The sequence below is a fragment of the Mesorhizobium sp. CA15 genome (genome assembly GCF_020165215.1).
Lineage (GTDB): Bacteria > Pseudomonadota > Alphaproteobacteria > Rhizobiales > Rhizobiaceae > Mesorhizobium.
This window is the reverse complement of the sequence record NZ_JAIUHQ010000003.1, coordinates 334,819-357,138: the sequence shown is the minus strand read 5'-3', so window position 1 is coordinate 357,138 and position 22,320 is coordinate 334,819. Positions and strand designations below refer to the sequence as shown.

Below are 22,320 nucleotides of genomic sequence, written 5' to 3'. Positions count from 1 at the left end.
CCGTTGTCGAGGAGCAGGATCATGCGAAACCCTTATTCGGACATCTTTCGGGCTCCCGGCACGAAAGGCTTCGCCGCGGCGGCTTTCATCGCGCGCTTGCCGATCGCCATGGCCCCGATCGGCATCGTGGCGATGCTGTCGCAGACACATGGCGAATACTGGCTGGCCGGCGCCGTCTCGGCGACCTATGCGCTGGTCAATGCTTTCCTGTCGCCGCAAGGGTCGCGGCTGGTGGACCGACGTGGCCAGACGGCGATCGCAGCACCCATGACGCTCGTCTCGGTGCTTTCCTTCGCGACATTGATCGTCGCGGCCAACCAGCACTGGCCTATCTGGACGTTGTTCAGCTCGGCGCTACTTGCCGCCGCCATGCCCAGCATCCCGGCGCTGGTCCGGGCGCGCTGGACCGAGATCTTCCGCGACCGGCCGGAGCTCAACACGGCGTTCGCCTTCGAATCGGCCGCCGACGAACTGGTCTATGTCGCCGGCGCCTCGCTGTCGGTGGGCTTGAGCGCCGCGCTGTTCCCGGAAGCCGGCATGGTGGTCAGCACATTGCTGCTTGCGCTCGGCTCGGCGGCATTCCTGCTGCAGCGCTCGTCCGAGCCGCCGGTCCGCCCGGCCGAACATGGCGCGGCCGGCTCGGCGATCCGGCTCCGGCCGGTGCAGATCATCACCTTCGCACTGATCTTCGTCGGCGCGACCTTCGCCACGACGGAAGTGACGACGGTGGCGATCACCAAAGAGCTTGGCCAACCTGAGGCGGCGAGCCTCGTCATCGGCGTCTATGCGCTGGGATCCTTCGTGCTGGGCATCATCGTCGGCGCGCTCAGCCTCAAGGCGCCGCTGCAGCGGCAATTGGCCCTTGCAGTCACCGTGATCGCGCTCACCACCTTGCCGCTCCTCTTCGTTGACACGGTGCCGACTCTGGCGCTGGCGGTGTTCGTCAGCGGCGTCGCGATCTCGCCGACCTTCATCACCGCCTTCGGCCTGATCGAGCGCCACGTGCCGCCGGCGATGCTCACCGAAGGCGTCACCTGGGTGACGACCGGCATCGGCATCGGCATGGCGCTGGGCTCCTTTGCCGCCGGCTGGATGGTCGACACCTTCGGTCCGCAGAACGGGTTCTGGGTTTCGGTCGCGGCCGGCGCCATCGCGCTGGCCACCGTGCTCGCCGGCCAATGCCGGCTGGCGACGGACGATTGCGAGGCGGATAGGGGCGAGGCGGTCGTCGCGGCGGAGTGACGGTTATTCGGCCGTCCGATCATTATCGCGGACGTTGGCGGTTGGCCGGAGCCTCCGCGACTTCGTCATCCACGGGCGGAGCGACGCGAAGCGGAGCGCAGACCCGAGGATCCATTCCGTGACTTCGACGCACCGCGACGGTGCAGAATTCTGCTCCTTAGCATTCTACAATCAACGTCACGGAATGGATCCTCGGGTCTACGCGCGTCGCTTCGCGTCGCTCCGCCCGTGGATGACGACATCGCGTAGGTCTCCGCCAATCGCCCGCGTCGCGCATGCTCCGGCCAATCGCCTCCGTCGCGGAGACTTCCGTCAATCAGCAAGGCCGGCGGGCTGCCGTACGGCCTCCGGTTCGTCAACCCTCCGACGGACTACAGAATCTCGGTCTTGGCGATGTGAATGCCAAATCCCTCGAGGCCGACATAGTGGCGCTCGCGCGAGGCGATCAGGTTGATCGAGGAGATACCCAGGTCCTTGAGAATCTGGGCGCCGAGACCGATCTCTCGCCATTCGTTCTCGCGGCGGCGGGCTTCTTCGTGGTCCTCGCGGTCGCCGCTCGCGGGCCGCTTGCGCTCCTGATGGGCGACGCCGACCGAGCCTTCACGCAGATAGACGATGACGCCGCGCCTGCGCTCGCCCATCGCCTTCATGATGCCGTCGAGCCGGTGGCTGGTGCCGAAGACGTCGGTGACGACATCTTCCGAGTGCAGTCGTACCGGCACCTCCTCGCCATCGCGGATGTCGCCGAAGACGACCGCGAGATGGTGCATGGAATCCCAAGGCAGCGTGTAGGTGAAGGCCTGCGCCTTGCCGCCGGGCGTGTCGATGTCGGAGCAGGCGACGCGTTCGACCAGCGTCTCCTTGCGCTGGCGATAGGCGATGAGGTCGGCGACCGAGACCTGCTTCAGCCCATGTTCCTCGGCGAAGGCCTGGACTTGCGGCCCGCGCTTGACCGTGCCGTCGTCATTGACCAGCTCAGAGATGACGCCGACCGGCGGCAGACCGGCGAGCTTGCAGAGATCGACCGCGGCCTCCGTATGGCCGGAGCGCATCAAGACGCCGCCTTCGCGCGCGATCAGCGGGAAGATGTGGCCGGGACGCACGAAATCCGACGGGCCGACATTGCCATTGGCAAGGTTGCGCACGGTGAGCGTGCGGTCGTCGGCGGAAATGCCTGTTGTCGTGCCGTGCTTGAAATCGACGCTGACCGTGAAGGCAGTGGTGTGCGCGGAATCATTGTCCGCCACCATCGGCGCGAGGTTCAGCCGCCTCGCGTCCTCGCGCAGCATCGGCGTGCAAACGATGCCGGAGGTGTTGCGCACGATGAAGGCCATCTTCTCCGGCGTGCAGTGGACGGCGGCGACGATCAGGTCGCCCTCGTTCTCGCGCCCGTCATCGTCCATGACAACGACGATCTCACCGCGCTCGAAAGCACGGATCGCTTCGACGATCTTCTTCTGGTCGTAGGGCATCGGCGCTCGCTTCGCTCGCAGGAATTAGGCAGCAGGCAGTAGGCAGTAGGCAGTAGGCAGTAGGCAGTAGAAGAAAGAAAATGGCTGTGTCGGGCGGTCTACTGCCTAATCCCTACTGCCTACTCCCCTCCCTGTCTGTCCTCTGTGCCGCAGATAATGATCGGCGATCGCGCAGGCAACCATGGCCTCGCCGATCGGCACGGCGCGGATGCCGACGCAAGGGTCGTGGCGGCCCTTGGTCATCACCTCGACATCCTTGCCGTCCTTGTTGATCGACTGGCGCGGGGTCAGGATCGAGGAGGTCGGCTTGACGGCGAAACGGGCCACAATCGCCTGTCCTGTCGAGATGCCGCCCAGTATGCCGCCGGCATTGTTGGACAGGAACACCGGCTTGCCGTCATTGCCCATGCGCATCTCGTCGGCGTTCTGTTCGCCGGTGATGCGGGCGGCCTCGAAACCATTGCCGATCTCGACGCCCTTGACGGCGTTGATCGACATCAGGCCGGAGGCGATGTCCTGGTCGAGCTTGGCGTAGATCGGCGCGCCGAGGCCGGGCGGCACGCCGTCGGCGACGATCTCGATCACCGCGCCGACCGAAGAGCCAGCCTTGCGGATGCCGTCGAGATAGGCGGTGAAGACCGGGACCGAGGCCGGATCCGGAGTGAAGAACGGGTTCTCGGCGTCGCCGACGAAATTCCAGTTCCAGTTGGCGCGGTCGATCGACTTTTCGCCCATCGAGACCAGCGCGCCGCGCACCACCATGCCGGGCACTATCCTGCGCGCCAGGGCGCCCGCCGCCACCCGCGCTGCCGTCTCACGCGCCGAGGAGCGGCCGCCGCCGCGGTGATCGCGCAGGCCGTATTTGACGTCGTAGGTGTAGTCGGCATGGCCCGGCCGATACTGGCGGGCGATCTCGCCATAGTCCTTGGAGCGCTGGTCGACATTCTCGATCAGCATCGACACCGGCGTGCCGGTGGTGATCATCGTCTCGCCGTCCTCGTCTAGGATGAAGCCGGACAGGATCTTCACCTCGTCCGGCTCGCGGCGCTGGGTGACGAAGCGCGACTGGCCGGGGCGGCGGCGGTCGAGCTCGGCCTGGATGTCCTCGCGCTTGAAGCGGATGCCGGGCGGGCAGCCGTCGACAACGCAGCCGAGCGCGGCGCCATGGCTTTCACCCCAGGTGGTGACTCGAAAGAGGTGGCCGAATGTGTTGTGCGACATGAGGATACGCCCTGCCCCGGCGAGGGAACCCGGTTAAGGCTGCCTTCTATTGGCGTTTTCCACAGTGGTCAAACGCTGATCGGGTGTGCATCAAACTGTGATGTGGCGGATTTAGTTTTGACACATTCGGTTGGTTTCTGCTCTCTTCCCATCCGCCGTTGAGGACCCGCCGCTGACAAGCTGGCGCAATGACCTAAAGAGGACGACGATGCGTACCCTGATTGGCGCGGTCTGCGCCATGTTGATGATTTCCACCGCCGCCGCGTTCGCCGGCCAAACCGAAGGCCTGATCAAGAAGGTCGACAAGGACACGCTGACGCTGACGCTCGACGACGGCAAGGCCTACAAGCTCAACGCCGAGACCGACATCGACTCGCTGAAGCCCGGCATGGACATCGTCATCGCCTATGACGTGACCAATGGCGAGAATGTCGTGACGGATATGCAGCTGCCCGACAGCGACCAGAATTAAATTAGGGTAGGCCGGCCTGCGAAGGCGGCTTCCGGTGCTTACGTACGGAAGTACGCTCCGCTCGGGCCTTCGCCGCCCGAAGCTCTCATGAGGGGTCTCCGCGCTACGAAGGCTACGGCCAGCGTAGGCCCGTTCTCGGAATCCAGCCTTCTCGACTCGGCCTGACCTGAATTGCCAGGGCGCGATTTGTTAAAGCCACTCCAAGCTCCGACCCTCCAGCCGCAGCAGACGGTCCTGGGGGATTTCGAGGCTGGCGGCTTCCTGTTTGGAAATGCCGGTGACGAAGCGGAAGAAGCAGCGCATGACGCCGCCATGAGTGACGCAGACAGTGGGCCGGTCGAGTGCATCGAACCATGGCTTCACCCGTTCCAGCAGCATCTCGTAGCTTTCCGCGCCCTCGCCCGGCGGCTGGAAATCCCACTTCGCTGCGCGGCGACTTTTGGTCGAACCCGGGACACGCTTTTCGAGTTCGGCAAAGGTGAAACCCTGCCAGTCGCCGAAGCTTAGCTCCACGAGGCGTGGATCGGTGCGGTAGGCGGAAGGATCGAGCCCCATCGCGGCGCGCATCAGCTCCATCGTCTCGCGCGTGCGCCGCATCGGGCTGGCGACAAAATCGAAATCCGCAGGATTTCCGATGAGTTCCGCCAACCGTCGGCCGTTTTGCGTCGCCTGCTCGCGGCCAAGTTCGTTGATATCGGTATCGGCCTGGCCCTGCAGGCGGCGCTCGGCATTCCACTCAGTCTGGCCGTGGCGCGCGATGTAGACGAGCGGATACATCAGGTCTTCCAAGGTCGGGCCAGGGCCTGGGACGAAGGATAGGCGGAGGTAAGGATCAGTCCTTGACAGTCGAGATATCCGGCGCGTCGACCGCCTTCATGCCAACGACATGGTAGCCGGAATCGACATGATGGACCTCGCCGGTCACGCCGCGCGACAGGTCCGACAGGAAATAGACGCCGGAATCGCCGACCTCTTCCTGGGTGACCGTCTGCTTCAGCGGCGAATTGTACTCGTTCCACTTCAGGATATAGCGGAAATCACCGATGCCGGAGGCGGCCAGCGTCTTGATCGGACCGGCCGAGATCGCGTTGACGCGGATCTTCTTGGCGCCGAGATCGACCGCGAGGTAGCGCACGCTTGCTTCCAGCGCCGCCTTGGCGACGCCCATGACGTTGTAATGCGGCATCACCTTTTCGGCGCCGTAATAGGTCAGCGTCAAAAGCGAGCCGCCATCGGTCATCAGCGGCTCGGCGCGCTTGGCGATGGTGGTGAAGGAATAGACCGAAATGTCCATGGTGCGCAGGAAATTGTCGCGCGTCGTCTCGACATAACGGCCGGTGAGCTCGTCCTTGTCGGAAAAGGCGATGGCGTGGACGAGGAAGTCGAGCTTGCCCCAGTGCTTGGCGATATCGGCAAAGACGGCATCGAGGCTTTCCGGGTCGGTGACGTCGCAATGGCCGGCGACATGCGCGTTGAGCTCGGCCGCGAGCGGCTCGACGCGCTTCTTGAAGGCCTCGCCCTGATAGGTCAGCGCGATTTCGGCGCCGTGATCTACGCAAGCCTTGGCGATGCCGAAAGCGATCGACCGATTGTTGGCGACGCCCAGGATCAGGCCCCGCTTACCGGCCATCAGGCCCTGTCCACCCGCCATGTGCAAGCTCTCCGCAAGAATATCCGCTTTGTGGAGAGCCTATCGCACAGGCACAAAACCCCTTCAAGCGCTCAAAAGACACTGCAACAGGAACAAAATTCCCTCAATCACCCTTTTCTGCGGCGCATCAGGGCCTCAAGCTCGGCATCGCCGCCCTCCGGCAGCATCAGCCGCACATGGGCATAGAGATCGCCATGGCCGCCGGCCTTTTCCGGCAGGCCCCTGCCCTTGAGGCGCAGCACCTTGTCCGAGCTCGACCATGCGGGCACGTTGACCGCGAGCTTGCCGGTCGGCGTCTCGACCGCCACTTTGGCGCCGAGCACCGCATCGGCCAGATCGACGGGAAGATCGACATGCAGGTCGCGGCCTTCGATGCGGTAGCGCGAATGGCGGCGGATGTGGATCTTGACCAGCGCATCGCCAGGCTGGCCTGGACCCTGCTCGCCCTGGCCCTTCAAGCGGATCGTCTGGCCATCCTCGACATAGGCCGGCAGCTTGACCGCCACCTTGCGGCCGTCGGGGAACATCGCCGTCACCTTATCGGCGGTGGCTGCCTCCTCGACACTGATATCCATGGTGACGTTGAGGTCCGCGGCCTGGACCGGCTGACGGCGGTCGGCCCGGCCGGCGCCGCGGGCGCCGGAGAAGGCATCGCCAAAAATCTGGCTGAAGATGTCGCTGTTGCCGTCGAACGGATCGCCGCCCGGGCGCCCGCTGCGAAATTCGAAATGCGCGCCGCCGGGGCCTTGCTGACGGCGGAATCCGGCAAACGGATCGCCGCCGGCTGCGCCTTCAAAGCCCTGGAATTTAGGCTTGCCGTCGGCGTCGATCTCGCCGCGATCGTAGGCGGCGCGCGTCTTCTCATCGCCGACGATCTCGTAAGCCTGGTTGGCGGCGGCAAAACGGTCCTTCGCCTTCGGATCATTCGGATTCTGGTCCGGATGATACTTCTTGGCGAGCTTGCGGTAAGCCGATTTTATGTCCTTGGCCGATGCGTTCTTGGCAACGCCCAGCACCTCATAGGGGTCGCGCATGCTTCCTGCCTGCATGAGAGAATGGATTTATGAGTCGCCTCCTATATGCGCTCGCATAGGAAGAAATTCCAGTGGCGCAAGGGCGATTGGCGCCCGAAAAATCAGAGTGCCGGACAATCAGAGCGCCTTGAATTCCTGCATGCGCCAGCCGCCGGCCTCGGCTAGGCATAGCTCGCCCTTGTAGAGGGCGACACCGTCGAAGCTCTCGCGCGTGGCGCTGAAGCGGCGGCAGGTCAGGCCGCCGTCCTTCAGTTCCACCAGTTCGGTGATCGCGCCGCGGGACCCGGTCCCGGCATTGGCCCATGGCACCGCTTGGCCGGCAAGCTCCTTCAAGTCGGCGGAGGAAACGGCGTTGCCGATGGTGGTCTGGTCGGAGTCCTTATCAGCCACCGGGGCAGCCGGCGAGGAAGGCGCGCTGGAGGTGATGATCGAGCGGTCGACGTCGGCCTTTTCGAGGCTGAAGCCGCCGGCACCGCAAGCGGCAAGCGGTAGCGCCAACGTCACGACCACAGCCTTGACGCTGGCAGAAGCGATAACGCCCCATTGCCTGCTGTCAAAAGCTTGCGCGATACGCGACAATCGGCCAACTCCTCCCGCAACGGTAAAAATTCGGAAAATTATGAACGAAACTGAGTTAACAAGCAGTGACTTCACCGAGGCCGCGGAGCCGTTCAGGCTCTTTGCCGCATGGCTGGAGGACGCCACCAAAAGCGAGCCCAACGATCCCAACGGCGTAGCGCTGGCAACCGTCGACGCCGACGGCATGCCGGATGTGAGAATGGTGCTGCTCAAGGGGTTCGACGAAAAGGGATTTGTCTTCTACACGAATTTCGAGAGCGCCAAGGGCCGCGAGATTCTTGGCAGCATGAAGGCGGCGATGTGCTTCCACTGGAAATCGCTGCGCCGCCAGGTGCGTATACGCGGGCCGGTGGAGATCGTCAGCGACGCCGAGGCCGACGCCTATTACGCGACACGCCCGCGCGGCAGCCGCATCGGCGCCTGGGCCTCGAAACAGTCGCGGCCGCTGGAGAGCCGCTTCGCGCTGGAAAAGGCGGTAGCCGAATACACGGCGCGCTACGCCATCGGCGAGATCCCGCGACCGAAACATTGGTCGGGTTTCCGCATCCTGCCGCAGACAATCGAGTTCTGGCAGGACAGGCCGTTCCGCCTGCACGACCGCATCCTTTTCTCGCGCAACGCCGCCGGCTGGGACAAGACGCGGCTTTATCCTTGAACGGTACCGTAGGCGAAGGCCTCAGCCCTTCTTGCGCGTCATGAACGCAGTCAGCGCCGCGCGTGCCTCGTCCGATTTGAGCCGCTCGCGGAAATGCTCGCTTTCGACCTCGATGCGGGCGATCAATTCCTCGCGCGGCGCGCGCATCAGGTCGCGCGCGATCTTCAGCGCCTCAGGCGGCTTGGCCGCGATGTCGTTGGCGGCGGCCAACACGGCGCTTTCGAGGGCCTCTTCCGCGACGACATCGTAGACCATACCGGCGGCCTTGGCGCGCTCGGCCGAAAAGCCTTCGCCGAGGCCGAGCAACGCGAAGGCGCCCTGCCGGCCAAGCAGCCGCGGCGCGATCAGGCTGGAACCGGCTTCAGGCACCAGGCCGAGATCGACGAAGGGCGTGCGGAACAGGGTGCGCGGCGTGGCGAAGGTCAGGTCGCAATGCAGGTTGAGCGTGGTGCCGATGCCGACGGCGATGCCGTCGACGCCCGACACCATCGGCTTTTCGGCCTTGGCCAGCGCCATCAGGAAATCCCAGACGTCGTTGCCGCCCTCGCCGCCTGTGGCGATGACCAGGAAATCGGCTAAGTCGTTGCCGGCGGAAAAGGCGCCTGGAACGCCGAGGAAGACATGGACGCGGACCGCCGGATCGGCATCGCCTTCGGCCAGCGCCGCCGACATTTTCGCATACATGGCGCGCGTCAGCGCGTTCTTCTTGTCCGGGCGGTTGATGCGAATGATCTGCACGGCGCCCTGGCGCTCGACGAGGATGTGGTCTGTCACGATCTTTTTCCTTGTGAACGTCAAGCGGAAATCAGTTGCTTGCCGGCGGCGGCGAGGCTCTCCGCGCCGTCGACGACACGCTCCTTCAGGGCGCGTGTTTCACCGAGCAGGTTTTCTGCAAAGAAGCGGCAAAGCGCGGCGCGGCCACGATCGGCCAGCCCGCCTTGCGCCAGATAGGCGCCGCCGGCAGCGAGCGAGATCAGGCGCAGATAGGGCGTGGCGCCGGCCATCGCGGCGTCGGTCTTGCCGTCGGCGATGAGCTTCTGCAGGAAGCGCGTCGCTTCGTCGAGCTCGGCCAGCGCATGGTCGAGATTGTCGGCGGTGCGGCCGAAATCGTCTATGTTGGAGGTGCGCACCGCATCGGCCACCGCTTTCAATTCGCCGATGTAGGAATGCACGTGCTCGCCGCCGCCGAGCGGCAGCTTTCGCGCCACAAGGTCGATCGCCTGGATGCCGTTAGTGCCTTCATAGATCGGCGCGATGCGCGCGTCCCGATAAAGTGCTGCGGCACCCGTTTCCTCGATGAAGCCCATGCCGCCATGCACCTGGACGCCCAGCGAGGCGACTTCGACGCCGACATCGGTCGAGAAGGCTTTGGCAAGCGGCGTCAGCAGGTTGGCGCGATCGCGCCAATTGGCGGCGGCCTCGCCCTGGCCGACGCGCGCGCGGTCGATGGCGTGGGCGCAGGAATAGCTGATCGAGCGCGCGATCTGGGTCAGCGCCTTCATGGTGAGCAGGTTGCGCTGTACATCGGGGTGATGGACGATCGGCGCCATGCCAGGGCCCGTATAAGCGGAAGCCTTGCCTTGGCGGCGCTCGTTGGCATAGGCGATCGCCTTCTGCGTGGCGGTCTCGGCCACCGCCACTCCCTGCATGCCGACGGCAAGGCGGGCGTTGTTCATCATGGTGAACATGCAGGCCAGACCCTTGTTCTCCTCGCCGATCAGCCAACCGATGGCGCCGGGTGCGGAGCCTTGAAAAGCGTCGCCATAGATCATGGTGCAGGTCGGCGAGGCATGGATGCCGAGCTTGTGCTCGAGGCCGGAACAGAAGACGTCGTTGCGGGCGCCGAGCGAACCGTCGTCGTTGACGAAAAACTTCGGCACCAAAAACAGCGAGATGCCGCGCGTGCCGGCCGGCGCGTCGGGCAATCTGGCCAGCACCAGATGCACGATGTTGTCGGTGAAATCGTGCTCGCCGTAGGTGATGAATATCTTCTGCCCGAAGATGCGGTAGGTGCCGTCGCCGACCGGCTCGGCGCGCGTACGCAAGGCCGCGAGGTCCGAGCCCGCCTGCGGCTCGGTCAGGTTCATCGTCCCCATCCACTCGCCGGAGACGAGTTTTGCCAGGTATTTGGCCTTGAGTTCCTCCGAGGCGTGTTTGTCGAGCGCCTCGACCGCGCCCATGGTTAGCGTCGGACCAATACCGAAGGCCATGGCGGCGGAGTTCCACATTTCGAGCGCGGCGACGCCGAGCATGGCCGGCAGGCCCTGACCGCCGAATTCCTCAGGACCGGACAGCGCGTTCCAGCCACCCTCGATCCAGCGCCGGTAGAGTTCCTTCCAGCCGGGCGGCGTGGTGACGGCAGCGTCCTTCAGCACAGCGCCTTGCTCGTCGCCGATCTTGTAGAGGGGGGCCACTTCCTCGCTGGCGAAACGGCCCGCCTCGGTCAGGATCGCATCGACAAGGTCCTCGCCGAGATCGCCGAAAATGCCGGCGTCGAGCGCCGGCTTCAGTCCCGCTACCTGCTTCAGCGTGAAGGCGATGTCCTCGATCGGCGCGCGATACATGTCTGCTCCTCCCATTCCGGCCGAGCGTAGGCGCATGGCCGAAGCGAAGCCATCCACCTTTGGGCCGGCCCCGCGCCTTCTCTTTACGTAAACGTCAACTTTTGTCACGCGGATTTTGCGTGGACTTCGTCATCCACGGGCGGAGCGGACGCGCAGACCCGAGAAGGGTCCTGGCATCGCTTCGGCCAATCGCGAAGGTTCGGGACACTTGCCTCAACGAGCAATCACAGACTCCGGGGATTAGCCGCAGCGCTTGAGCTTCGTCATCCACGGGCGGAGCGGGAGCGCAGCGGACGCGCAGACCCGAGGATCCATTCCGTGACCTTTGCCGTGGGTGCAGCGGAGCAGAATCTGGACCGTTGCAACGCTTTGAAGTCGCGGAATGGCTCCTGGTCTGCGCTGCTCCGCTTGGCGAAATCGCGCAGAAACAAAACGGTCTCTCAACGTATGCTGCGTCCCACCGCCTGCAGCGCTAGGAAGGCTTCGTAGCGCCTGTCATGCCAAGCCCGCATTTCACCGGTCGCCGGGCAGAAAACATCGCCAAGCCGGGACATGGCAGGCATGGCGCTCGAAAGGTCCGGGTAACGGCCGGCCGCGACAGCTCCGAGCATCGCAGCGCCCAGCAGCACCGGTTCGGGCGATTGCGACGCGGCGACCGGCAAGCCGGCGGCGTCGGCAAGCAGCTGCCGCACCAGCGGCGACTGTCCGGCGCCGCCGCTGATGACGATGGTATCGACCGCATGGCCGGACGACGCCATCGCCGCCACGATCTGGCGCACGCCGTAGCCGAGGCCGCAAAGCCCGGCCACGTAAAGGCCGACGAGATTCTCGACGGAACGGTCGGTGCCAAGCCCGGCGATCAGGCCGCGCGCGTCTGGATCGGCCAGGGGCGAGCGATTGCCGAGGAATTCGGGCACGACATGGATGCTTCCCGCGAGCGTGGCGGCGGTCGACAGGTCGGGCGAGCCCGCCGTGGCTGCCGCGGCCAGCCAATCGACCAGCGATTTGCCTTCGGCAGCTGCACGCGCGGAGGCTTCGGCCTCGGCCGGGTGGAAATGCACCAGCAGATCAATGGCCGCGCCGGCCGCCGACTGGCCGCCTTCGCTCAGCCAGAGCCCGGGCACCATGGCGGAATAATAGGGTCCCCAGACTCCCGGAACGAAGGCCGGGCCTTCGCTGCTTGCCATGGTGCAGGCAGAGGTGCCGAGCACATAGGCCATGCGCGAGGCGATGGTGCCGACTTCGCCCGCAGCCCCCACGGTGCCGACGCCGCCGGCATGGGCGTCGATCAGCCCGGCAGCGACAACCGTGCCCGCGACCAGTCCCAGTTCAGCGGCCGCCGCTTCCGTCAGGCCGGCGCCCAGCGCCGTGCCGGGATCGACCACGTCGGTGCCGATGCGGGCAAAACCCTCGTCGGCAAGCTCAGCAAGCCCCACGGCATGGAAATAGCTTTCGTCCCAGCGCCGTTCGTGGCCGAGATAGGTCCATTTGCAGGCGAGCGTGCAGACCGAGCGGGCAAGGCTGCCGGTGGCGCGCCAGGTCAGGTAATCGGCCAGGTCGAAGAAATGCCGCGCTTGGGCAAAGGTCCCCGGCAGGTTCTCCTTGAGCCACAAAAGCTTCGGCGTCTCCATTTCCGGCGATATGACGCCGCCAACATAGTCGAGGACCGGATGCCGCAGGGCGTTGATGCGCCTGGTCTGGTCGAGGGCTCGGTGGTCCATCCAGACGATTATGTTCCTGTCGCTATCTCCCGAGCGGCCGACCGGCAAAGGTTCGCCCTCGTCGCCGACCACCACCAGCGAACAGGTCGCGTCGAAGCCGATGCCACCGATTTCCCGGGGATCGACGCCCGCCTTCCCGACCGCCTCGCGCACGCTGGCGCACACGGCCTCCCAGATGTCCCGGCTCGACTGCTCGGCGATCTCACCGGGCTCGACGAAGAGCGCAATGTCCCGTTTGGCGGAAGCGAGCAGCTCGCCGCGCTCGTCAAAGACGCCGGCGCGCGCGCTGCCGGTGCCGACATCGATGCCGAGAAAGTGGGAAGGCATGAGAACCTCAAAGGTAGGGCAGTAGGCAGTAGGCAGTAGGCAGATGGTCCGTGTTGGATGGCCGGAGGCAACCGCCTCTTTCCTTATTCCGTACTGCCTAATTCCTATTGCCTACAAATCATTGCTCTGCGGCAGGATCACCAGATCCCGAATGGTGACGTTTCTCGGCCGCGTCAGCATGAACAGGACGGCGTCCGCGACCTCCGTGGGCTGCATCAGTCCGCCGGCCGCCAGCTCGTCTTCGAGCTTCTGCTTCGGCCAATCGCTGATCAGCGCCGTCACCACCGGTCCGGGCGCCACCGCGCCGACGCGCAGGCCATGCTTGGCGACCTGCCGGCGCAGCGTATGGACGAAGGCCTGGATGGCGTGCTTGGAGGCCGTGTAGACCGGTTCCCAGACGACAGGGACGAGGCCCGCAATCGAACTTGTGACGATGATGTCGCCGGTCTTGCGTTCGACCATATGCGGCAGCACCGCGTGCACCGAGCGGAACACCGAGTTGATGTTGAGGTTCAGCATGCGGTCCCAGGCATCCGGATCGCCGTTGAGGATCTCGCCGCCCACATAGGAGCCGGCATTGGCGTGGAAGATGTCGAGCTGGCCGGCCTTGTCGAGGATGCCGGGCATCATGGTCGCCACGCTAGCGGGGCTGGTGAGGTCGACCACCAGAGGGATCGCGCCGTCGCCGAGCTCGGCGACCACCTCCTTCAGCCTGTCCTCCGCGCGGTCGACCAGAACGACGCGGGCGCCGGCCGCAAGCATCGCCCTGGCGCATTCGAGGCCGATGCCCGATGCCGCGCCGGTGACCGCGGCGACTTTTCCCGAAAGATTGTGAGCCATGTGTACCCTTCTCGTTTGAACTGTTCAGGCGCGGCCGTGCGAAGCACGGGAACGGCGCGCGAGGGAATCGACGATCACGGCGATGGCCAGAACGGCACCGGTGATCATGTAACGAAGCGACGAGGACAGATCGAGCAGCGTCAGGCCGCTGGCGATCGACTGGATGACGATGATGCCGAGCAGCGCGGAATAGGCGCTGCCGCGGCCACCGAACAGGCTGGTCCCGCCGATGACCGCGGCCGCGATGGCGTTTAGGTTGACGTCGCCGGTGCCGGCCTGCTGGCTGGCGGAAGCAAGCCTGGCGGCCGCAAGCACACCGCCGAGCGCGGCAAAGAGCGAGCACAGCGCGAAGGCGCTGAGATAGATGGCGCGCACCTTGATGCCGGCACGGCGCGCCGCCTCGCGGTTGCCGCCGACGGCGGTCATCGAGCGCCCCCATTTGGTCCGGGTCAGCGCATAGTTCATCGCCACGACGAGACCGACGAACAGGCCGAACATCCACGGGATGCCACGTGACTGGTTGAGATAGGCGACGATCAGCTCGAGGCCGACGGTAATGACGGCGACGCGCACGATGAGCCCGGTCACGGACGGTGCCGACAGGTTGGCCGCCCGGCGGCGCGCGAAGGTGCGAAGCCCGGAGATCAGCAGCGCCAGGCCCGGGATCGCTGCCAGCGTGTACGATACCCATTTCGGCATCACCATCAGCTGGCCGAAATCCACCAAAGCGGAGCCGTATGGCAGGTTGATCGAGCCGGTGGAGCCGAGAATGTAGAGCTGCATGCCCAGCACCGCGAGCAGGCCGGCCAGCGTCGAAACGAAGCTCGGCATGCCCAGACGGTTGAACAAAATGGCATAGAGCGAGCCGATCAGGGCGCCGAAGGCCAACGCCGCCAGGATGGCGAGCGCGACCGGCCATCCCTGGTTGACCCAGAGCGTGCCGACCATCGCTGAGGCGAAGCCGCTGATCGAGCCGACGGAGAGGTCGATCTCGCCGACCATCAGCACGCAGACGATGCCGAGCGCGATGACGCCGACCGTCGAGCAGTCGAACAGAAGATTGACCAAATTGCTGCTGGAGACGAAGACGGGGTTGAGGCTGGTGAAGACAGTCCAGATGACCACCAGGCCGACGATGACCGGCAGGGAGCCGAGATCGCCGCTGCGCACGCGATCCAGAAAGGCGCGCAGCGCGCCGCCGAAGCCAGCTTCATGCTTCACTCGCGCATCGGCGCGGTCGAGCGCCATCGGGGCGGAGGTGCTTTTCTCTGCCGTCATGGGCGCTGCTCCCCCGCCTGTACGCTGCCGCTGCGATCGCGCTCCATGCGCAGGCGCTCGACCCGGCGCGACACCGCGTTGTTGGACGCGCCGGTGATGGCGCTCACCAGATCCTGGTTCGAGGCGTCGGGCTCGAAGACGCCGTTGTTGCGCCCCAGCCGCAGCACCACGATGCGGTCGGCGACGGCGCGGACATCTTCCATGTTGTGGCTGATCATCACGACGCCGAGGCCGCGCGCGCGGACGCGGTCGATGAGGTTGAGCACTTCAGCCGTCTGGGCGACGCCGAGGGCCGCGGTCGGCTCGTCGAGCAGGATGAGTTTCGGCTCGAGCAGCAGCGAGCGTGCAATCGCGACCGTCTGGCGTTGGCCGCCGGACAGCGAGGCGACCGCCTCGCGCACGCTCGGGATGCGCGCCGACAATTCGTTGAGCAGCGTCCAGGCGCGCATCTCCATCGCCACCTCATCCAGCCGCAGCGGACTGAGCTCGTTGCCGAGGAAAATGTTGGCGACCACATCGAGGTTTTCGCAGAGCGCCAGATCCTGGAACACGGTTGCGATGCCAAGCGTCAGCGCCGCGCGCGGATCGGGCAGCGTGACCGGCTTGCCGCGGAAATTGATCGTTCCCGCGCTCGGCTGATGCACGCCTGCGAGGATCTTGACCAGCGTCGACTTGCCGGCGCCGTTGTCGCCGACCAGCGCGACGACCTCGCCGGCATGGACATCGAAATCGATATCGGTCAGCGCCGAAACGGCGCCGAAATTCTTCGATATGCCGCGCAGGCTGAGCACCAGCTCGCCGACGGAAGCCGACCTTTCGGGACTTTCACTCATGCGCCGCCTTTCTTGACTGTCGTTCGCTGGACATCCGGCCGCCCAGGAGCGGGCGGATGCCATATGGATCACTTCGTGATGCCGAGCTTCTTGCAGCCCTCGGCATAGCGATCGACGCAGAGTTCGGCCGCCGTGTTGATCTTCTTGTCGATGATCTCGGCCTTGAGGTTCTCCTGCGTCACCACCGCCGGCGTGAACAGCTGCGAGGGCGTGTCGTAGAGCGTCATCTCTGCCTTCGGCTTCTCGCCCGACAAGAGCTTGACGGCCACGTTGGCCGCGGCGGCCGCAACGATCTCGCTCGGCTTGGAGATGGTGTTGTACTGGTCGCCGGCGATGATCAGCTGCAGCGCCGCGATAGTCGCATCATTGCCGGTCACCGGCGGAACCGGATCGACGCCTGCTGCCTTGAAAGCGGCGATCGCGCCGCCGCCAGTGCCGTCATTGGCCGCGACGACGCCGAGGATTTTGGTGCCGAAGCGGGTGATCTGGCCGCTCGCCCATTGCTGTGCCTTCGGCGGCGCCCATTCCGGCGTGTCGAACTCGGCCAGGATCGGATAGCCGCTGTTGTCGAGACCTTCGTGGATACCCTTCTTGATCAGGCCGGCGGCGGCATCGGTCGGCGAGCCGTTGATCTGCAGCAGACCGCCGCCGGCCGGGTCGACCTTCAGAGCCTTGAGGTGCTCGACCAGCGAGTCGGCGATGGCCTTGCCGATGCCTTCATTGTTGAAGGAGACGTAGAAATCGGCGGGCGCCGTCGGGATGGGCCGGTCATAGGCGATCACCTTGACGCCCTGGCTCTGGGCGAGCTTCACCAGCGAGGCGGCGGCGGTCGAATCGACCGGGTCGAGGACGATCGCCTTGGCGCCCTGCGAGATCACCGAATTGAACTGCTGCTGCTGGCGCGCCGCATCGGCGTCGGCGTTCTGGTAGATCACCTTGCAGCCAGGGCAGAGCTTCTTCATCTCGGCGACGAAGCCGGGATAGTCGTGCTGCTCGTAGCGGGTCGACGCCTGGTCGGGCATCAGGAAGGCAACCGTAGCATCGGTTACCGTGTCGGCGAAGGCCGCGGTGCTGCCGAGCAGCGAGACCGCGAAAACGGCCGCGATCGTCGATTTAAAGGCAAACGGCGATTTCCAAGCATGTCTGGTCATTCGAATGTCTCCGTTTCGAGAAATGGTTTCACGAGGACCTGCGCGGTGGACCACGCGCCAGGCCTTGACTGCATGTCGAACTGTTGGGAGGAGTATTGTCAGCGGCCGAGGATCGATCCGATCCCGGTAAACTCTACAAGCATCCTCCTGAACGTGCTGGATTCGAAACAAACGATCTCCAGCACAGGGTGCTCCGCACCCCGCGTCCTTCCTTCCCTGAATCTTTTGTTGTTTGACCAATTGCGGACGGAGGCTACGGCAAGCTCGCCGCGTTCAACCGCTTCGCAATTGCTCTAGGCTCCTCCCGCTTCCTCCCTGTTAGGCGGCTATCTCCGCGTTGATATTTTCAGCCAACAAGGCCCTGAAGCGCGAAGGCGACATGCCTTTCTGCGCCAGGAACTGACGGTTGAAATTCGAGATGTTGTTGTAGCCGGCGGCGTAGCAGATTTCGGTGATCGACATCTGGTCCTCGCTCATCAGCAGCTGGCAGGCAAGGTTGATGCGCAGGCGGTTGACATACTGCACCAGCGCCATTCCGGTGTGCCGGCGGAAGCTGCGCGAGAAGGCGCTCGGGCTGCGCCCGGCGATCTCGGCCAGAGTGCCTTCGCTGAACGGCTCGGTCAGGTGGCAGTTGATGTAAGCGAGCGCCTGGTTGATGCCGGCCGACATGAAGCCCGAGGGGTCGGGCAGATAGCCCGCGCTGGCCAGCGTGCGGACGTCGCCAGCGCGGTTCAATATATCGAGCACGGCCATGAACAGCGACAGGCGACGCACGCCCTGCGCCTCGGTCAGTTCGGCCAGCAGGGGCGCCACGAGCTCAGCCGTCGCCGGCGAGAACAGCGCGCCGCGGCGGCTGGTTTCGAGGATGCCGGCGCAGGCGGCAAGTTCGGGCAGCGCGGCGGAGGCGCCGGCGATGAATTCTTCCGAGAACTGGACGACGCGGCCACGCAGCGGCACGGTCTCGCCCGGCGGCACGTCGCTGACCCAGTTGTGCGGCAAATTGGGCCCGGTAAGCACCAGATTGCCCGGCTCGAACTCGCCGATGAAGTCGCCGACGAAATAGCGGCCGGTGGTGGCGACGACCAGATGCAGCTCGTATTCGGGATGGAAGTGCCAGCGCACGGTGCGGAAAGGATAGCCGTGGGCCCAGGCCTTGAACGACTCTCCCTGTCTGATCTGGACGACTTCCAGGTCCGGATTCATCTTCATTTCCTCCCCGCGCGGGTCCGGTCTTGGGACCGGTTGCTGCGCTTCGTCAGGCAGGCCCGTGTATTCCCACTGGCCGCCGTGATTGAAGCTTAGGCGGCAATTGAAACGCCTGCCACCACGGCTTGTCCACCCGACCGATACTTTTTTGACGTTCGGAGCGGGTCGAAGCAGCCGATGTTTTGAAAGCACTTCCTTAACCATAGGCGTTCAGGATCGTTCCCTGGTCAGTGGGGACACCCTGATTGAAAAAGCCGGCGCGCCCTCTTCGCCGCCTGGCGCTTCTCGCGGCGGCGATTGCGTTGGGCACGGCGGCAAAGGCCTCGGATTTCTCCGAGCCGTGGAAGAATGCCGACCGGCCGCTGGTCATCGACGCCTATGAATACAATTCGATCGACTGGCAGCAGCTGGTCACCGACAAGCGTGTCGCCGGCTTCATCAACAAGGCGTCCGACGGGCTGCCGCCACCCTATTTCTGCTTCGGCGCCGAAGCCGACGTCAAACTCTGCAAGGCGCAGTGGAAGCGCTATGCGGTGACACGCGAATTGTTCCAGACGCGCAAGGTGGTGGCCAAGGCGCTTGGGCTGAAATGGGGCGCCTATCACCTGGCGCGGCCTGGCAACCCGGTCGAGCAGGCCAATAATTTCATCGATTTCGCCGAGCCGGCGCCCGACGAGCTGATGGCCCTCGACATCGAAGGCATCGATGCAACGCAATGGATGTCGCTGGAGGACGCGGAGGAATTCGTGCGCCAGGTGCATCGCCGCCTCGGCCGCTTCCCGGTGCTCTATGTCAACGGCAAGACCGCCCAGTATATCGCCGACAACCGCTACCAATATCGGCTCCTGTCGCGGCTGCCGCTCTGGTATGCGCGCTACAAGCCGGATATCGACGTGCATTTCCCGATGGGCAACTGGCAGGGCTATGCGCTCTGGCAATTCTCCGCGCACACCAATTGCGGCCGCTTCCGTTGCCCCTACCGCGTGCCCGGCACGCCCAACGACATCGACGTCAGCGTCGCGCCGATGAGCGCTGACGAGCTGCGCCGGCAATGGGCTTTTGGCGGCCTGCTCGACGTGCCGGCCGACTACCTCGCCTCGATCCCGGTGCCGCTCTCGCGCGAAGCGGCGCTCGCCGGCAAGGTGACGATCACCTATGCCGACGTGGCGGCGCCGCCGACCTTCGAGGAGATGGTGGCTGTGCTCGGTGCGCGCTGGGAGACATTCCGCGACGGATTCCGCATGCCGGTGGTGAAGACGGTGCCGCGGCGCGCCGGCTTCGGCATCGCGCAATATGTTGCCTGGAAACGCTCCGGACAGCGCACGCCCGAGCAGATCGACGCGGCCTTCGCCGCTGCCGCCGATCCGGTCAGCACCGCCTCGACGGCGCTCGACAGCGCCAAGCGCTGACTTCTTCCAAGGGCCGACTTCTTCCAGGAGCCGAGGACATCAACGATGGCTGCCCAGGCTGGCATACATGCCGGTGGTGCGAAACTGCGTCGGATTGATGCCGTAACAGCGGCGAAAGACCTTGGAGAAGTAGTTCGCGTCCTCGAAGCCGCACAGCACCGCGACTTCCTTGGCCGGCAGGAAATCGGCCTTGGTCAGGAGTTTCGCCGCGCGTTGCAGGCGCTGCTGCAGCACGAATTCGGCCGGCGGCAATCCTTCGCTCTCGGCGAAGCAGCGCGAGAAATGGGCGCGGCTCAAGCCACTGATCTGAACCAACTCTGCCACCGGCAGCGGCTTGTCGAGATTGGCGTTGATGTGGTCGATGACCGGTTGCATGGCGCTTTGCTTCTCGGCGAAGGCGTGCGAGCCGAAGACGTCGTCATAAAGCGCCATTGCCGCCTCGTAGGCGATCGCCGAGGCCGCGCCTGGCGAAGCGGCGCCCTTGATCAGCCGCAGGCTGCAATCGGCAAGGTGATCGATGGTGGCCGGCTGCAGCCGCAGCACCGGGCCCGAGACGCTGAGGATGGACTTGTGGATGCGTAGCGCCTCCTCGCCGTTCATCGAGATCCAGAAATATTCCCAGCGGTCGCCCTTGGCCAACCAGTAGCGATGATTGTGCGGCACCAGAACCAGCAGCGTGTCGTTCGCCTGCAGGCGGTAATTGCGGCTCTCGTAGCGCAATTGGCCGGTGCCGCTGATCGTATGCTGGAGCACGGTGAACGGGGTCTGGCCGCGCTTTCGCCCGTCCCAGTCGTAGGTCTCGTCCTCGCGCAGTTCGTAGCCGGTGCTGGTCGGCATGGCGTGCAGGCGCTGGCGGCCGCGCGGCAGCGAGATCGTCCGCATCAGCTTTCCGTTGGCGATCAGGTCCCGCAGCACAAAATTACCCTCGAAAGCATAATCCTTCTCTGGCCCCGTCGGCGAATAAGCGCATAATCCGGCCCTCAAGAACGCGAAAGACCCGCGGTCGAGGAGCGGGCGGGAGGAGAAAGAGCCGGATTTCCGGCTTTGGATGGCATGCGCGCTGTTGCACGCGGCCATGTTCTCTCCTTTGCTCCTTGCCTAGCATTCGATTGGATCGAGGTGAAGGTGATGAGTTTCAAAATCGCTATTATCGGCGCCGGCAGCGTCGGCTTCACCAAGAAGCTGTTCACCGACATCCTATGCGTGCCGGAGTTCGAGGATATCGAATTCGCGCTGACCGATGTCAGCGAGCACAATCTGGCGATGATCAAGGCGATCCTCGACAGGATCGTGGAAGCGAACAAGTTGCCGACCAAGGTGACGGCGACCACCAACCGCCGCGAGGCGCTGGAGGGCGCGCGCTATATCATCAGCTGCGTGCGCGTCGGCGGGCTCGAAGCCTATGCGGACGACATCCGCATCCCGCTGAAATACGGCATCGACCAATGCGTCGGCGACACGATCTGCGCCGGCGGCATTCTCTACGGCCAGCGCAACATTCCGGTGATCCTCGACTTCTGCCGGGACATCCGCGAGGTCGCCGCGACCGGCGCCAAGTTCCTCAACTACGCCAACCCGATGGCGATGAACACCTGGGCCGCGATCGAATACGGCAAGGTCGACACGGTCGGCCTCTGCCACGGCGTTCAGCATGGCGCCGAGCAGATTGCCCAGGTGCTCGGCGCAAAGTCGCCCAAGGAGCTCGACTATGTCTGCTCCGGCATCAACCACCAGACCTGGTTCATCGAGCTCAAGCTGAACGGCCGGTCGATCGGCAAGGACGAATTGATCTCCGCCTTCGAGGCGCATCCGGTCTATTCGAAGCAGGAAAAGCTGCGCATCGACGTGCTGAAGCGTTTTGGGGTCTATTCGACCGAAAGCAACGGCCACCTGTCGGAATATCTGCCCTGGTATCGCAAGCGTCCCGACGAGATCGCGCGCTGGATCGACATGTCGGACTGGATCCATGGCGAGACGGGCGGCTACCTGCGCTACTCGACCGAAACCCGCAACTGGTTCGAGACGGAATATCCGCAATTTCTCGAAGCGGCCTCGAAACCGATCGACCCGGCAAAACGCTCGAACGAACACGCCAGCCACATTCTCGAAGCGTTGGAGACGAACCGCGTCTATCGCGGCCACTTCAACGTCAAGAACAACGGCGTGATCACCAATCTGCCGCAGGATGCCATCATCGAATCGCCCGGCTTCGTCGACCGGTTCGGCATCAACATGGCCGCCGGCATCACCTTGCCGGAAGCCTGCGCGGCCACCTGCATGGCTTCGATCAACGTCCAGCGCATGTCGGTGCATGCCGCGATCGCCGGCGACATCGACCTGTTGAAGCTCGCCGTGCTCCACGATCCGCTGGTCGGAGCCGTGTCGACGCCGGAAGAGGTCTGGCAGATGGTGGACGAGATGGTCGTCGCGCAGGCTCAATGGCTGCCGCAATATGCGCATGCCGTTCCGGCGGCCAAGGAGCGGCTTTCGAAATCCAAGGTCAAGACGCGTGAATGGGCGGGCGCGGCGCGGCGCAGCGTGCGCTCGATCGAGGAACTGCGCGCCGAGAAGGCGGCGCTGAAACAGGCCGGCTGAGGCTGGGACAAGCAGCCGGACCTGCAGGAGGCAGGTCCCGTCGGAATGAGCCGTCCCGAACAAGAGGCGG

At 64.8% G+C, this 22,320-nt stretch carries 20 protein-coding genes; 5 read left to right on the top strand and 15 right to left on the bottom strand.

The genetic code is table 11. The annotated features are described in order from the left end of the window. Positions 1-21 precede the first annotated feature (21 nt). Complete coding sequence (locus LB515_RS08335; RefSeq protein ID WP_224707400.1) at positions 22-1,242, top strand: MFS transporter; 1,221 nt, start codon at positions 22-24, stop codon at positions 1,240-1,242. A 371-nt stretch (positions 1,243-1,613) separates the two neighbouring features. Here the strand turns inward: LB515_RS08335 and ribB are convergent, their stop codons facing one another. Beyond that, entirely contained in the window at positions 1,614-2,714 is a 1,101-nt protein-coding gene (gene ribB / locus LB515_RS08330; protein WP_095766746.1) for a 3,4-dihydroxy-2-butanone-4-phosphate synthase, read from the bottom strand. Between the two features lie 105 nt (positions 2,715-2,819). Then, on the bottom strand, positions 2,820-3,935 hold the full coding sequence (aroC, locus tag LB515_RS08325) for a chorismate synthase (RefSeq protein WP_224707399.1): 1,116 nt from the start codon (positions 3,933-3,935) through the stop codon (positions 2,820-2,822). Between the two features lie 208 nt (positions 3,936-4,143). On the opposite strand from aroC, the gene LB515_RS08320 reads away from it, so the two are divergent. After that, a complete protein-coding gene (locus LB515_RS08320; RefSeq protein WP_224632445.1) occupies positions 4,144-4,407 on the top strand; it encodes a DUF1344 domain-containing protein in 264 nt (87 codons plus the stop codon). Between the two features lie 189 nt (positions 4,408-4,596). Here the strand turns inward: LB515_RS08320 and LB515_RS08315 are convergent, their stop codons facing one another. From LB515_RS08315 to LB515_RS08300, 4 genes are all read right to left on the bottom strand, one after another. After that, entirely contained in the window at positions 4,597-5,184 is a 588-nt protein-coding gene (locus LB515_RS08315) for a histidine phosphatase family protein (RefSeq protein ID WP_224607527.1), read from the bottom strand. 55 nt (positions 5,185-5,239) lie between these two features. After that, the gene (fabI, locus tag LB515_RS08310; RefSeq protein ID WP_127229536.1) at positions 5,240-6,058 is read right to left on the bottom strand and encodes an enoyl-ACP reductase FabI; all 819 of its coding nucleotides are present in this window, start codon (positions 6,056-6,058) and stop codon (positions 5,240-5,242) included. Positions 6,059-6,165: 107 nt separating this feature from the next. Beyond that, positions 6,166-7,092 (bottom strand): DnaJ C-terminal domain-containing protein, encoded by a 927-nt coding sequence (locus LB515_RS08305; protein WP_095767150.1) that lies wholly within the window; start codon positions 7,090-7,092, stop codon positions 6,166-6,168. A 117-nt stretch (positions 7,093-7,209) separates the two neighbouring features. Next, positions 7,210-7,671 (bottom strand): RT0821/Lpp0805 family surface protein, encoded by a 462-nt coding sequence (locus LB515_RS08300; protein WP_224707398.1) that lies wholly within the window; start codon positions 7,669-7,671, stop codon positions 7,210-7,212. A gap of 40 nt (positions 7,672-7,711) precedes the next feature. On the opposite strand from LB515_RS08300, the gene pdxH reads away from it, so the two are divergent. Next, entirely contained in the window at positions 7,712-8,326 is a 615-nt protein-coding gene (gene pdxH / locus LB515_RS08295; protein WP_095766741.1) for a pyridoxamine 5'-phosphate oxidase, read from the top strand. Between the two features lie 21 nt (positions 8,327-8,347). On the opposite strand, the gene LB515_RS08290 is transcribed toward pdxH, so the two are convergent. The 8 genes from LB515_RS08290 to LB515_RS08255 form a co-directional block, all read right to left on the bottom strand. Next, entirely contained in the window at positions 8,348-9,100 is a 753-nt protein-coding gene (locus tag LB515_RS08290; RefSeq protein WP_224707397.1) for a crotonase/enoyl-CoA hydratase family protein, read from the bottom strand. Positions 9,101-9,120: 20 nt separating this feature from the next. Further along, positions 9,121-10,890: an acyl-CoA dehydrogenase family protein gene (locus LB515_RS08285; protein WP_224707396.1), complete on the bottom strand. Its 1,770-nt coding sequence runs from the start codon at positions 10,888-10,890 to the stop codon at positions 9,121-9,123. A 440-nt stretch (positions 10,891-11,330) separates the two neighbouring features. After that, positions 11,331-12,938 (bottom strand): FGGY-family carbohydrate kinase, encoded by a 1,608-nt coding sequence (locus LB515_RS08280; RefSeq protein ID WP_224707395.1) that lies wholly within the window; start codon positions 12,936-12,938, stop codon positions 11,331-11,333. Positions 12,939-13,049: 111 nt separating this feature from the next. Next, positions 13,050-13,778, bottom strand: a complete 729-nt coding sequence (locus LB515_RS08275) for an SDR family oxidoreductase (RefSeq protein ID WP_224632450.1) — start codon at positions 13,776-13,778, stop codon at positions 13,050-13,052. A 24-nt stretch (positions 13,779-13,802) separates the two neighbouring features. Continuing rightward, positions 13,803-15,056 (bottom strand): sugar ABC transporter permease, encoded by a 1,254-nt coding sequence (locus LB515_RS08270; protein ID WP_224707394.1) that lies wholly within the window; start codon positions 15,054-15,056, stop codon positions 13,803-13,805. Then, the gene (locus tag LB515_RS08265) at positions 15,053-15,889 is read right to left on the bottom strand and encodes an ATP-binding cassette domain-containing protein (RefSeq protein WP_224707393.1); all 837 of its coding nucleotides are present in this window, start codon (positions 15,887-15,889) and stop codon (positions 15,053-15,055) included. Before LB515_RS08265 ends, LB515_RS08270 begins: the two co-directional genes overlap by 4 nt. A gap of 68 nt (positions 15,890-15,957) precedes the next feature. Continuing rightward, positions 15,958-17,040, bottom strand: coding sequence for a sugar ABC transporter substrate-binding protein (locus LB515_RS08260; protein WP_224547027.1), 1,083 nt, complete (start codon positions 17,038-17,040; stop codon positions 15,958-15,960). A 318-nt stretch (positions 17,041-17,358) separates the two neighbouring features. Next, a complete protein-coding gene (locus tag LB515_RS08255; RefSeq protein WP_224526442.1) occupies positions 17,359-18,243 on the bottom strand; it encodes an AraC family transcriptional regulator in 885 nt (294 codons plus the stop codon). A 248-nt stretch (positions 18,244-18,491) separates the two neighbouring features. On the opposite strand from LB515_RS08255, the gene LB515_RS08250 reads away from it, so the two are divergent. Further along, the gene (locus LB515_RS08250) at positions 18,492-19,655 is read left to right on the top strand and encodes a glycoside hydrolase family 25 protein (RefSeq protein ID WP_224526446.1); all 1,164 of its coding nucleotides are present in this window, start codon (positions 18,492-18,494) and stop codon (positions 19,653-19,655) included. A gap of 39 nt (positions 19,656-19,694) precedes the next feature. Here the strand turns inward: LB515_RS08250 and LB515_RS08245 are convergent, their stop codons facing one another. After that, positions 19,695-20,537 carry an AraC family transcriptional regulator gene (locus tag LB515_RS08245; protein ID WP_263490233.1) on the bottom strand — a complete coding sequence of 281 codons (843 nt, stop codon included), beginning with the start codon at positions 20,535-20,537 and terminating at the stop codon, positions 19,695-19,697. A gap of 246 nt (positions 20,538-20,783) precedes the next feature. Between LB515_RS08245 and LB515_RS08240 the strand changes: the two genes are divergently transcribed. Continuing rightward, positions 20,784-22,250: an alpha-glucosidase/alpha-galactosidase gene (locus LB515_RS08240; protein WP_224637677.1), complete on the top strand. Its 1,467-nt coding sequence runs from the start codon at positions 20,784-20,786 to the stop codon at positions 22,248-22,250. The last annotated feature ends 70 nt before the right edge of the window (positions 22,251-22,320 follow it).